The sequence below is a fragment of the Acinetobacter sp. AND/436 genome (assembly GCF_049546925.1).
Lineage (GTDB): Bacteria > Pseudomonadota > Gammaproteobacteria > Pseudomonadales > Moraxellaceae > Acinetobacter > Acinetobacter indicus.
Genome location: NZ_JBMXBO010000002.1, coordinates 40970 through 54026, shown reverse-complemented (window position 1 = coordinate 54026; position 13057 = coordinate 40970). Strand labels below are relative to the sequence as shown.

Genomic DNA, 13057 nt, shown 5'->3' with positions numbered 1-13057 from the left:
GATCCCCTATTAAAGACAGGAGATTATGACTGACCCTGATAACGCCCCGGCCGATGATTGAGGGCCAAAAAGATACCCATAATCACCGCTGCCAAGATAGACCACAACACCTGCTGATACGGCATTACCCCAAAGGCCAATGCAACGACCACACAATCAATGGCCATTTGTACTTTACCGGCACTGATGCCAGCTTTGTCTTGCAAATACAGCGACAAGATGGTGGCGCCGCCCAAACTCGATTGATGCCGGGCCAAAAACAGAATACCAGTTCCCAGCATTAAGCCACCGGCAATGGCGGCAAAAAGTGGATGCAAATAATGAATGTCCAGATATTGCGGCACAATATAGGTCAATAAAGAAAGTAAGGCCACGCAAATAAAGGTTTTTAGTGTGAAGCTTTTGCCCAACCTGCGCCACGCAAACCAGTAAAATGGCAGATTAATCAGGAAATACAGCAAACTAAACGACCAGCCAGTTGCATAGTGCAGCACAAAAGCAATCCCTGCGGTACTCCCGGTCAGCAGACCTGCCTGTTCATACAGAATCAGGGTAATTCCGACAAACAGCGTTCCTGAGAACAGTGCTAGGCTGTCATCCATATAACTATGTTTAAGCGGATGCATCGATGGTAGAGGTGCAGCTTTTAGCGCGCTTGGATTAGATTGGTTATTCATGTTGAGAATCCCCTGTTCACCCTGTACTTGTGGTCTGTGGTGAATAGCATGTGTGTGCTTATGGCACGTGGTATTTTTATTGCGTTTTTAATATGACAAAGGATAAAAATTTCTACAATCTTTAATTGTTGTCTTTTCTCCTGTCCGGGTTTATGGCTTGCATAGACCTTTCATCTAACCAATTGGGTCAGGTACCCATAAATACATGCAAATTTCATGCATAAAAAAACCACCCGAAGGTGGTTTTCTTAAAATATTCTTAGTTGGCTGGCAATGGTGGTGGTGTGCTTGGACCATTGCTTGGAGTTACATCAATCACCGGATTTTCTGCAACATATACTTTTGGTGGCTGTGGTTCACGACCTTCCATAATGTCACGAATCTGCTCACGATCAATGGTTTCCCAATCCATCAGCGCTTTTACCATAGCATGGGCAATATCTTTGTTGTTTTCCAGGATATCCCAGGCCACTTTATATTGCTCATCCAGAATGCGGCGCACTTCACGGTCCACTTCCAGCTGCGTCGCTTCAGAAATGGTCCGGCTACCCAGGCTGCCCATGAAGGATTGCTGTGAATCATCTTCATAAACCATCACACCTAGTTTGTCCGACATACCGTATTTGGTCACCATGGCACGCGCCATTTTGGTTGCACGCTCAAAGTCGTTCGATGCACCGGTAGACTGCTGATTAATGAAAATTTCTTCAGCAATACGACCACCAAACAGGATTGAAATTTCTTTCAGCATCTTGTCTTTGTAATGGCTGGTCTGATCAAACTCAGGCAACTGCCAGGTTACACCCAGCGCCCAACCACGCGGCATAATCGTAACTTTATGCACAGGATCCGTACCCGGCAGCATTTCCGCCACAATGGCATGGCCTGCTTCATGATAAGCCGTCGCACGACGTTCTTCTTCACGAATCACCATTGATTTACGTTCAGGACCCATGTACAGCTTGTCTTTGGCGTCTTCAAAGTCATGCATGTCGACCGTGTTCTTGTTACGACGTGCAGCAAATAGCGCTGCTTCGTTCACCAAGTTGGCCAACTGTGCACCCGAGAAGCCCGGTGTACCACGTGCAAGGACTTTTACATCCACACCTGTGGTTGAAGGCAATTTTTTCAGGTGAACATTCAAGATTTGCTCACGACCTTTAATATCGGGTAAGCCCACCATCACCTGACGGTCAAAACGACCTGGACGTAATAAAGCTTTATCCAGTACATCGGCACGGTTGGTTGCGGCAATGACGATAATACCTTCGTTGCCTTCAAAACCGTCCATTTCGACCAGCATCTGGTTTAAGGTCTGCTCACGCTCATCGTGACCACCACCAGTACCTGAACCACGGTGACGACCGACCGCATCAATCTCATCAATAAAGATAATACATGGCGCGTGGCGTTTCGCCTGCTCGAACATGTCACGGACACGAGAGGCGCCCACACCCACGAACATTTCTACGAAGTCAGAACCTGAAATACTGAAGAATGGCACTTTAGCTTCGCCAGCAATGGCTTTTGCCAGCAAAGTTTTACCGGTACCCGGAGGACCAACCATTAACACGCCTTTCGGAATGGTTGCACCCAAACGTTTAAATTTGGCCGGATCTTTCAGGAAGTCGACAATTTCTACTACTTCCTGTTTGGCTTCATCACAACCTGCAACATCGGCAAAGGTTACTTTAATCTGGTCTTCAGACAGCATTTTCGCTTTGGACTTACCAAAGCTCATTGGGCCGTTTTTACCACCTGCACCGCCACCCATGTTGCGCATAAAGAACATGAATAACAAAATGATTAAAAGTACAGGGAAACTAGCAATGAGTAGTTGCATCAACAAACCTTGACGTTGAGGTGCAGTACCTTCAACAACAACGTTGTTTTCAATGAGGCTCGGCATGAGTTCAGGATCTTGAACCGCCGGACGAATACTTTCAAATGGTGAGCCATTGGCTTTTTCACCACTAATTCTTTCGCCATCAATTGTAACTTTTTTAATTTGACCAGCATCCACCGCCGCAACGAACTCGGAATAGTTCATTGACGTTGGCTTATCACTGCCATTGATGTTACTGAAAATCAGAATCAGTACACCAAGTATAATTAGCCACAATACGGCATTCTTGAAGAGATCGCTCAAAGCTTTATTCCCATATCAATCTAATTTGATCATGCCCTTTACAGGGTGACCTTAATGTTAAAGCTGAAGATCAGCCTACAAAACTCTTAAAAACGTACAAAATGCACAATTTTTAACGGCTTGGCAAGTAAACTTTATTTGAATGCCTTCTTCCGGCCCTGTCCGATCAAAAACACTTCTTTCGAACGTGCACGAGAAGCTGCCGGTTTTGCAGTCTTTAATACATCGAAGCTGTCGACGACCTGTTTGCGAAATTCATCGAAGCCAGAACCCTGGAACACCTTCACAACAAACTGTCCGTTTGGCCCCAGCACTTTTTGCGCAAAGTCCAAAGCCAGTTCACATAAATAGATTTGTCGTGGCTGATCTACTGCTCTATTACCTGATGTATTGGGGGCCATATCGGAAATTACAACGTCTACAGTCCGGCCATTTAAAATATTTAACAATTTTTCAAAAACTTCTTCCTCACGGAAGTCACCTTGCAGGAAGGTCACATCTGGTAAGGCATCCATAGGCAAAATATCCGATGCAATCACCAGCCCTTTGTCACCGACCAGTTTGCCGGCAATTTGCGACCAGCTGCCGGGCGCAGCACCCAGATCGACCACCGTCATGCCGGGTTTGATAATTTTATATTTTTCCTGAATCTCTAGCAGTTTATACGCAGCACGCGCACGATAACCTTCCTTCTGGGCTTTTTTCACGAAAGGGTCATCCAGGTGCTCTCTCATCCACGCACGACTACTTTTGGATAATTTCTGGTTGGTAATGCGTGTTGCCATAACTCTCTAAATATTAAAAACCTTCTAATTTATAATTGTACGTGAAAATTGCCGCGCTTGCAGTACAGATGTGTAGTTAAATGGACGTAGAGGGTGTGATTTTTTCTATTATTTGCATCGATTATTTGCGCAGATTTTACAGCGTTTCAAATTGGGATTTGCTATACTAAGCCGTTTTTAAAATCAGGTTATTTTTATGGCGGCTTTATCTATTCAGGAACGCAAGCGTTTACGTCAAATCGGTCATGCACTCAATCCGGTTGTGATGATTGGCGGACAAGGGCTTACTGAAAATGTCATTGAAGAAACCACGCGTGCGTTAAACGACCACGAACTGATTAAAGTGAAAATTGGCGGTGAAGACCGTGAAGCACGTGCAGCTGTAATTGAGGCAATTGCAGAAGCGACTGGTGCAGAAGTGGTACAGACCATTGGTAAAATTGCCCTGCTGTATAAAAAAGCCAAACCGCAAAATCCAAAATTATCGAACCTGGTTCGTCACGCGCATCTGGCAAAATAATTTTTCCTTATGGCAAGTTATGAACTGAGTGCTTTTGATCGCCGTTTTCAGGCCATCTCCCTGGTCGGGGCGATTGAGCAGCAAAGCCCGTTTAACCTGAATATTGGTTACTGGCTGCGTGATCCGAACCAGTATGTGCAGTGGCCCGATCTGGTGTCTGCGCATCCGCGTCAGGATTTTCTCTGGCAGAACACCTGTTTTGAAGTGTTTATTGGGGTTCATGGGGAAGATTTTTATCGTGAAATTAATCTTTCTCCATCTCAAGCCTGGCAGGCCTATCAGTTTGAGGAATATCGCTATCCGGAAGATATGCCGCCGCAAGCCGCCTATGATATTGAGCTCAACCAGCTGAAACGCACCCATTATGGACTGAATGTCAGTCTGGACTTGGGCGAATTCATGGCCAAGCATAAATTAAAGTGGTCGGATCTGTTCATTGGTTTAACTGCCGTGTTAAACACTTCTGAAGGTGAACACTATTACGCCATGCAGCACAGCAGCCCACAGGCCGATTTTCATAACAAGCGCGATTGGCTGCATCAGTTCTAGGCATTATGTCTGAACTAAAACGCAGTATAAAAAAAGTGAGGCACATGACCTCACTTTTTTATTGCCTGCATCGCACGCACCCGCTACAACACGCCTTAGCTTTTAAGGGTGGTGTCGGTTTCAGAAGCGGGTGCCGCCTCTTTTGCTGGTACAACTTTTTTCCAGGTTTCCAAGGTATGTTCTTTGGAGCGCTTGAAGGTTTCAGTTAACTGGTCTTTATGCTTGACTGAAATCTGGCTGACATCAGCTTTAAGCTCTTTGCCAATTTTATTCAAATCTTCAATCACTACATTAAACTCGGTTTTCACGAACTCTTTTAGTTCACCAAGATCTTTTTGTGAGCTGCCAAAATGCCCCTTGAGCGATTCAATTTTCTGTAGCAGCTCTTTCTTGAGCTGACTGAGCTGCTCCTGCACGCTGCCATTAAATTTTTTCGCTTCGGTCTGCAGTTTTTCCTGGGTCTCCCCGACTGCTTCAGTAACCTGCTGCTTGGCCTCTTGCGCTGCCTGTTCAAGCTTTTCAGTGCCTTCTGCCACCACGTCTTTTAAGGAGTTTTTAGCCGCTGGCTGTTTTTGTTCTGCTGTCATTGCCGTTCACCCGCCTGTTATTATGAAAGACCACAGCATAGTAGAAACAGATAAAATTTAAGTTTTGATTTGTTAGACAATTATTAAATGCTTACATTTCTGTGACATTGCGTGACAAACATGCTTTTGCACCAAAAGAATACTTTTTTATTGGATATTCCGCTTCAAGAACGTGGACTTTTTCAGAGTTGGTGCGTATAATGCGCTGTTAAGTTCAAGCGAGCAGATGTGAGGAGGGTAGGTTGTATAGTAGCCTTCCTTTTTTTTCGTCTACTCGCTTTTTTACAGCCTAAATTTCAGGAGCTTTGGTTTGAGCACCCCCGCCATTTTAGCCCTTGCCGACGGTACGATCTTCAAAGGAACGTCAATCGGTGCATCGGGTAGTACGACTGGTGAAGTCGTTTTTAACACTGCCATGACTGGCTATCAAGAAATTTTGACTGACCCGAGTTATGCACAGCAACTTGTGACTTTAACTTACCCGCATATTGGTAACACAGGTTGTAATGAAGAAGACGCAGAATCTGGTCGTATTCATAAAGTATGGGCCAACGGATTAATCATTCGTGATCTGCCTTTATTGCATAGCAACTTCCGTTCTACACAGTCTTTAGCGGATTACCTGAAGCAACACAATGTGGTTGCCATTGCCGATATCGACACGCGTAAACTGACTCGTATTTTACGTGCAAAAGGTGCGCAAAACGGTTGTATTCTGGCTGGTGAAAATATCACTGAAGAAGAAGCAATTGCAAAAGCACGTGCATTTGGCGGCTTAAACGGTTTAGACCTTGCAAAAGAATGCTGTGACCCGAACGGTTTTGAATGGACCGAAGGCTCATGGGAACTTGGCAAAGGCTTTACTCAACCTGAACTTAAATTCCATGTGGTTGCATACGACTACGGTGTCAAAACCAACATCCTGCGTATGCTGGCAGACCGCGGCTGTAAACTGACCGTTGTGCCTGCACAAACCCCTGCTGCTGACGTACTTGCGTTAAATCCAGATGGCGTGTTCCTGTCGAACGGCCCTGGCGACCCAGCTGCTTGTGATTATGCAATTGAAGCTGTAAAAACTATTGTTGAAACCACCAATCTCCCTGTGTTTGGTATCTGTTTAGGTCACCAGATTCTTGCTCTGGCTTCTGGCGCAAAAACCATGAAAATGGCGCACGGTCACCACGGTGCCAACCATCCTGTACAAAACATCGAAGATGGTACAGTGATGATTACCTCGCAAAACCACGGCTTCGCAGTGGATGAAAGCAACCTGCCAGCAGTCTTGCGTGTTACCCACCGTTCACTGTTCGATGGTACTAACCAGGGTATCCACCGTACAGACAAGCCGGCATTCAGCTTCCAGGGTCACCCTGAAGCCAGCCCAGGTCCACACGACTGTGCCCCACTGTTCGATCATTTCATCGAACTTCTTGAAGCAGCTAAGAAGTAATTAAGGAGCAAATAATGCCAAAGCGTACGGATATTAAAAGCATCTTAATTATTGGTGCTGGTCCTATTGTTATCGGTCAGGCCTGTGAGTTTGACTACTCGGGTGCTCAAGCCTGTAAAGCGCTGCGTGAAGAAGGTTACCGCGTCATTCTGGTGAACTCGAACCCTGCGACCATTATGACTGACCCGGCAATGGCGGATGCAACCTATATCGAGCCAATCACCTGGCAAACCGTTGCAGCGATCATTGAAAAAGAACGTCCAGATGCAGTTTTACCAACCATGGGCGGCCAGACTGCACTAAACTGTGCCCTTGCTCTGGATGCCAACGGTATTTTAGAAAAATACAATGTTGAGCTGATTGGCGCGACTAAAGAAGCGATTGAAAAAGCAGAAGACCGTAAACTGTTTGACGAAGCAATGCGTAAAATTGGTCTGGAATGTCCAAAAGCTGCGATTGCGGAATCTATGGAAGAAGCGCTGGACATTCAGGCGCGCTTCGGTTTCCCTGTGATTATTCGTCCATCATTCACCATGGGTGGTTCTGGTGGCGGTATCGCGTACAACCGCGAAGAATTCCTTGAAATCTGTGAACGTGGTTTCGACCTGTCTCCGACTCACCAGTTATTGATTGATGAATCACTCATTGGCTGGAAAGAATACGAGATGGAAGTTGTTCGTGACAAAAACGACAACTGTATTATCGTCTGTTCAATCGAAAACTTTGACCCAATGGGCGTGCATACTGGTGACTCCATCACAGTTGCTCCGGCACAAACATTGACCGACAAAGAATATCAACTCATGCGTAACGCGTCTTTAGCGGTACTGCGTGAAATTGGTGTAGAAACCGGTGGTTCTAACGTTCAGTTCGGTATTAACCCGAAAGATGGCCGTATGGTTATCATTGAAATGAACCCGCGTGTATCGCGTTCATCTGCCCTTGCGTCTAAAGCAACAGGTTTCCCGATTGCGAAAATCGCAGCGAAACTGGCAGTGGGTTATACCCTGGATGAGCTGAAAAACGACATCACTGGCGGTACAACTCCTGCATCGTTCGAGCCATCAATTGACTACGTTGTAACCAAGGTTCCACGTTTCAACTTCGAAAAATTCCCGCAAGCAGATGCAACACTGACAACTCAGATGAAATCTGTGGGTGAAGTGATGGCAATTGGCCGTAACTTCCAGGAATCTGTCAACAAAGCCCTTCGTGGTCTAGAAGTCGGTGCTTCTGGTTTTGATGAAAAAATCGAAGTGGGTACTGAAGGTGCGCGCGAGAAAATCCTGCAAGAACTTAAAGTTCCAGGCCCAGAGCGTATCTGGTACGTAGCGGATGCCTTCCGTCATGGCTTCACTTTAGATGAAGTATTTGAAGCGACCAAAATTGACCGCTGGTTCCTGATTCAGATTGAAGACATCATCAATACTGAAAACCAGATCAAAACTTTAGGTTTCGGTGATTTAAACGCAGACAACATCCGTGCGTTCAAACGCAAAGGTTTATCGGATCTGCGTATTGCCAACCTGATGGGTATTTCACAAAAGCAATTCCGTAAACACCGCTGGAACCTGGGCGTGACTCCGGTTTACAAACGTGTGGATACATGTGCAGCAGAATTCGAATCTGATACCGCTTATATGTATTCAACTTACGATGATGAATGTGAATCGAATCCATCTGCGAAAGACAAGATCATGGTCATCGGTGGTGGTCCTAACCGTATTGGTCAGGGTATCGAATTCGATTACTGCTGTGTACACGCGGCGCTTGCGATGCGTGAAGACGGTTATGAAACCATCATGGTGAACTGTAACCCTGAAACGGTTTCTACTGACTATGACACCTCAGATCGTCTGTACTTCGAACCAATTACTTTGGAAGATGTGCTTGAAATCGTGCGTACCGAGAAGCCTAAAGGCATTATCGTACAGTACGGTGGTCAAACACCGCTGAAACTGGCGCGTGCGTTAGAAGAGGCTGGTGCACCAATCATTGGTACATCTCCAGATGCGATTGACCGTGCCGAAGACCGTGAACGTTTCCAGCAAATGATTCAACGTCTGCAACTGCGTCAACCAAACAACAGCATCGTAAAATCGGCTGAAGAAGGTATTGCTGAAGCGGCGAAAGTGGGCTATCCACTGGTGGTACGTCCATCATACGTACTAGGTGGCCGTGCGATGGAAATCGTGTACAACGAAGAAGAATTGAAGCGTTACTTACGTGATGCCGTTCAGGCGTCGAATGATGCCCCTGTTCTTCTTGACCGCTTCCTGGATGATGCGATTGAAGTTGACGTAGACTGCGTATCTGACGGTAAAGATGTAGTGATCGGCGGGATCATGCAGCACATTGAACAGGCGGGTATTCACTCAGGTGACTCTGCATGTTCGATTCCACCTTACTCGTTATCAAACGAAGTACAGGACGAAATGCGTCGTCAAACCGTAGCCATGGCCAAAGAGCTGGGCGTTATCGGTTTAATGAACGTACAGTTCGCGGTGAAAGGTGATGACGTTTACATCTTAGAAGTGAACCCACGTGCATCTCGTACCGTGCCGTTCGTATCTAAGTGTATCGGTGAATCTTTAGCGAAAATTGCAGCACGTTGTATGGCAGGTCAATCTCTGGAGTCACAAGGCTTCACGACAGAGATTATTCCTGAACACTTCTCTGTTAAAGAAGCGGTGTTCCCATTCAACAAATTCCCGGGCGTTGACCCAATCCTTGGCCCTGAAATGAAATCGACAGGCGAAGTGATGGGTGTGGGTAAAACTTTTGGTGAAGCATTCTACAAAGCTGTGTTAGGCTCGAATGAACGCTTACCAGGTTTGCCAACCGAAGGCGAAATCAAGCATGCATTCATTTCGGTACGTGATTCTGATAAACCACGTGCAGCAGGTATTGCCAAACAGCTTGCAGACTTTGGCTTCAAAATTATCGCTACCGGCGGTACTTATGATGTGATCAAAGCCGCAGGAATTGAATGTGAACGTGTGAATAAAGTAACTGAAGGTCGTCCGAATATTGTGGACCGCTTGAAAAATGGCGAAATTCACCTCATTATCAATACCACTGAAGGCAAACAAGCGCAGCAGGATTCATTCTCAATCCGCCGTTCTGCCCTGCAAGGTAAGGTCTATCATACGACTACCCTGAATGGTGCCGATGCGGTATGCCAAGCGTTAGCCATTAAATTGCCGATGGATGTTTATCGTTTGCAAGATTTAAGCAAAGGTTAATTGTCTACCGAGAAGTCCCGTCACCTCTCGGTGGCGGGCTTTTTTTCATTTATAGAGCTGTATTTTTCTAATATTCAACTTGAGGGACAACAATGCAACGTTATCCTATGACTCCTGAAGGCAAAGTCGCCTTAGAGAAAGAATTACACCAGTTAAAAACTGTTGAACGCCCACGTATTACTGCTGCGATTGCAGAAGCACGTGAACACGGCGACCTAAAAGAAAATGCAGAGTATCATGCAGCACGTGAGCAGCAAGGTTTCTGTGAGGGGCGTATTCAAGACATCGAAGGTAAACTCGGTGCTTGCCAAGTCATTGATGTAAAAGAACTTGAGCAAAATGGTCGTGTTGTATTTGGGGTAACAGTAACCATTGAAAACCTTGACACAGAAGAACGTAAAACTTACAAAATTGTAGGTGATGATGAAGCAGATTTTAAAATTAATAAAATCTCTGTGAACTCTCCTATTGCTCGTGGTCTTTTAGGTAAAAATGAAGGCGATGAAGCAAAAATTGTAACACCACAAGGTGAAGTTGAGTACGAAATCGTCAGCGTTGAATACATCTAATCCTTAGATGGTTTGACATCCCAAAGCCCCTCTTCTGAGGGGTTTTTTTATTATCTTTCAAACAAAAGTTCACGAAAAAATTACAGCAAATGTATATGCTTTAATAGTCAATATTTTTCTATAAATTTTAAAATGCAGCTTATTTGGTTCCGTCAAGATTTAAGAATTCATGATCATGCAGCTCTTTGGCATACTCGCGAAGCTGGCCCTTGCATTGCCTTAGTCGTGCTATCGCCAAAACAATGGCAAGTGCACAATGATGCGCTAATTAAAATTGACTTCTATTTAAGACAACTGAATCATCTAAAAAATGAACTTGCCACGTTAAATATTCCACTTGTTATTTTAACTATTCCATTATGGAAAGACCTGCCAAATCAATTATTAAGCTTATGCCAAAATCATAATATTCAAGCTGTTCATGCCGATATAGAATTGGGTGTAAATGAATTAAAACGCGATGCTCAAACTCAACAGCTATTAGAAAAGAATAATATTCGTTTTGAGTTGTATCATGACCGAACTATTTTCCCTGTTGGAAGCATTCGTAATAAAACTGGTCATCCATATCAAGTATTTGGTGCATTTAAAAAGCAATGCTATGAGAAACTCAGCATAAGCTTGCCACAATGCTACCCAACTATTGAGGTTCAAAAACCAATTCCACAGCACAATGACTTTACAAGAGAAGTTCCACAATTAAGTGATATTTACTCAGATTCAGAAGAAAAAGTAATCAGCGAAAACCTACAGAATCTTTGGCAAATTGGTGAGCATCATGCTTGGGAACTTTTAGATGAGTTTATTGAAAATCAAGTTGAGTATTATCATATTGAACGTGATTTCCCGAATTTGAATAGCACGAGTAAACTTGCAGCTTATTTAAATATTGGCATTCTTTCTATTCGCCAATGTTTACAAGCTTTGTTTCGCCACAGTCACGGCTGTATGGAATTTAAAAACAATGGGCAACAAATTTGGTTAAATGAACTCCTTTGGCGTGAGTTTTATCAGCATATTTTATTCGACTACCCTCGCGTATCGAAAAACTTACCATTTAAATTAGACACTCAACGCATTGTATGGCGCAATGCTCCTGAAGATTTACAGGCTTGGCAGCATGGGCAAACAGGTATCCCAATTGTAGATGCTGGCATGCGACAGTTACTTGCAACGGGTTGGATGCATAACCGTGTTCGTATGATTTGCGCGATGTTTTTAAGCAAAAATTTACTGATAGATTGGCGTTTAGGCGAATCATGGTTTATGCAGCATTTAATTGATAGTGATTTAGCTGCCAATAACGGTGGATGGCAGTGGTGTGCCTCTACAGGAACAGATGCTGCACCGTATTTCCGTATTTTCAACCCTGTAAGTCAGTCGCAAAAGTTTGATGCAAATGGCGATTATATTCGTCAATGGGTACCTGAAATTTCACATTTAAATGCGAAACAAATTCACGAACCTTATGCGAAAAATCCACAACTAAAATTGGATTATCCAAAGCCGATTGTAGATTTAAAAAGCAGTCGTGTTCGTGCAATTGAGGCCTTTAAGCATTTGAGTTAACTTCGGCTATAATGGCGTTACGCTTGTTCTTTGATTGCTCTTATGGCTGAACCCTTAATTAATTCCCCTGTTAAGCATTGGTGTGAATTCGAATTTATTTCTAAAACTATGAAAAACCCTAATATTCATATTAAGGGAAACTATTCTTATTATTCTGCTTATTGGGATCAGGGTTTTGAGCGTTGTGTTGTGCGTTATTTGCATGACAAGCCTTCTACGCCTGAGAAGCCAATTGATCAGCTTTATATTGGCAATTTCGTGTGTTTTGGGGCGGAATGCGTGATTATGATGGGCGGTAATCAGTTACACCGAACTGACTGGATTTCTGCCTTTCCGTTTGATACGCGCAGTTTTGTACCTGCTGGCGATACTGTTATTGGTGATGGTTGCTGGATTGGCTCACGTGCCATGATTATGCAAGGCGTGACGCTGGGTGAAGGTGCAATTGTGGCAACTGGTGCGGTCGTAACAAAAGACGTTCCACCTTATGCCGTAGTGGGAGGAGTTCCTGCCAAAATTATTAAATATCGCTTTCCACAAGAAGATATAGAAAAACTGCTTTCCCTTAAAATTTACGAGATGGATGAAAAGCAGTTTTTAAAGATGCGGGAACAGTTGCAGACAGAGGATGTTGCTGCTTTGGTTGATTATTTCAAAGACTGCTGATTATTCCCTTGGACTTTTGCTTAGGCCAAGCATCAGGTCAAAACTTTCATCTAATCGATATTAAAACTCAAAAAACCTGAGCTAAACACATTCTAAAGCCAGACTTAATGAAATAAGCCTTCAACTTTAGTGTAAACTGCTGATTAATTACTCAAAAACATGTTAAATTAGAAAGGCTTAAACTTTCTTAAAAAAATAATTATCCCTATGAAATTACTGGGTTTTATTATTTAAAAATAAGCGCTAAGATAACATTAAGGCAATAGAAAGTGTTCCCTCAATTTTTTATTG

General features: G+C 44.1%; 11 protein-coding genes. 7 read left to right on the top strand and 4 right to left on the bottom strand.

What is annotated here, in order from left to right:
• Nucleotides 1–23 precede the first annotated feature (23 nt).
• From ACPEPR_RS02020 to rlmE, 3 genes are all read right to left on the bottom strand, one after another.
• The gene (locus ACPEPR_RS02020; RefSeq protein WP_016659947.1) at nucleotides 24–677 is read right to left on the bottom strand and encodes a YitT family protein; all 654 of its coding nucleotides are present in this window, start codon (nucleotides 675–677) and stop codon (nucleotides 24–26) included.
• A 259-nt stretch (nucleotides 678–936) separates the two neighbouring features.
• Nucleotides 937–2826, bottom strand: a complete 1890-nt coding sequence (gene ftsH / locus ACPEPR_RS02015) for an ATP-dependent zinc metalloprotease FtsH (protein ID WP_005176319.1) — start codon at nucleotides 2824–2826, stop codon at nucleotides 937–939.
• Nucleotides 2827–2960: 134 nt separating this feature from the next.
• Complete coding sequence (gene rlmE, locus ACPEPR_RS02010; protein WP_005176316.1) at nucleotides 2961–3611, bottom strand: 23S rRNA (uridine(2552)-2'-O)-methyltransferase RlmE; 651 nt, start codon at nucleotides 3609–3611, stop codon at nucleotides 2961–2963.
• Nucleotides 3612–3807: 196 nt separating this feature from the next.
• Here rlmE and yhbY point away from each other — a divergent pair, with 196 nt between their 5' ends.
• Both yhbY and ACPEPR_RS02000 read left to right on the top strand, forming a co-directional pair.
• The gene (gene yhbY, locus ACPEPR_RS02005) at nucleotides 3808–4131 is read left to right on the top strand and encodes a ribosome assembly RNA-binding protein YhbY (RefSeq protein ID WP_005176314.1); all 324 of its coding nucleotides are present in this window, start codon (nucleotides 3808–3810) and stop codon (nucleotides 4129–4131) included.
• Between the two features lie 9 nt (nucleotides 4132–4140).
• On the top strand, nucleotides 4141–4680 hold the full coding sequence (locus ACPEPR_RS02000) for a DOMON-like domain-containing protein (protein WP_075167187.1): 540 nt from the start codon (nucleotides 4141–4143) through the stop codon (nucleotides 4678–4680).
• Between the two features lie 95 nt (nucleotides 4681–4775).
• On the opposite strand, the gene ACPEPR_RS01995 is transcribed toward ACPEPR_RS02000, so the two are convergent.
• Nucleotides 4776–5267, bottom strand: coding sequence for a hypothetical protein (locus tag ACPEPR_RS01995; RefSeq protein WP_423561860.1), 492 nt, complete (start codon nucleotides 5265–5267; stop codon nucleotides 4776–4778).
• Between the two features lie 310 nt (nucleotides 5268–5577).
• On the opposite strand from ACPEPR_RS01995, the gene carA reads away from it, so the two are divergent.
• The 5 genes from carA to ACPEPR_RS01970 all read left to right on the top strand — a co-directional run bounded on the left by carA (nucleotide 5578) and on the right by ACPEPR_RS01970 (nucleotide 12766).
• Entirely contained in the window at nucleotides 5578–6717 is a 1140-nt protein-coding gene (carA, locus tag ACPEPR_RS01990; RefSeq protein ID WP_005176309.1) for a glutamine-hydrolyzing carbamoyl-phosphate synthase small subunit, read from the top strand.
• Between the two features lie 14 nt (nucleotides 6718–6731).
• Nucleotides 6732–9962, top strand: a complete 3231-nt coding sequence (carB, locus tag ACPEPR_RS01985) for a carbamoyl-phosphate synthase large subunit (protein ID WP_005176308.1) — start codon at nucleotides 6732–6734, stop codon at nucleotides 9960–9962.
• Between the two features lie 92 nt (nucleotides 9963–10054).
• Nucleotides 10055–10531: a transcription elongation factor GreA gene (gene greA / locus ACPEPR_RS01980; protein WP_016659940.1), complete on the top strand. Its 477-nt coding sequence runs from the start codon at nucleotides 10055–10057 to the stop codon at nucleotides 10529–10531.
• 132 nt (nucleotides 10532–10663) lie between these two features.
• The gene (locus ACPEPR_RS01975; protein WP_423561859.1) at nucleotides 10664–12100 is read left to right on the top strand and encodes a cryptochrome/photolyase family protein; all 1437 of its coding nucleotides are present in this window, start codon (nucleotides 10664–10666) and stop codon (nucleotides 12098–12100) included.
• A 42-nt stretch (nucleotides 12101–12142) separates the two neighbouring features.
• A complete protein-coding gene (locus ACPEPR_RS01970; RefSeq protein WP_005176296.1) occupies nucleotides 12143–12766 on the top strand; it encodes a CatB-related O-acetyltransferase in 624 nt (207 codons plus the stop codon).
• The last annotated feature ends 291 nt before the right edge of the window (nucleotides 12767–13057 follow it).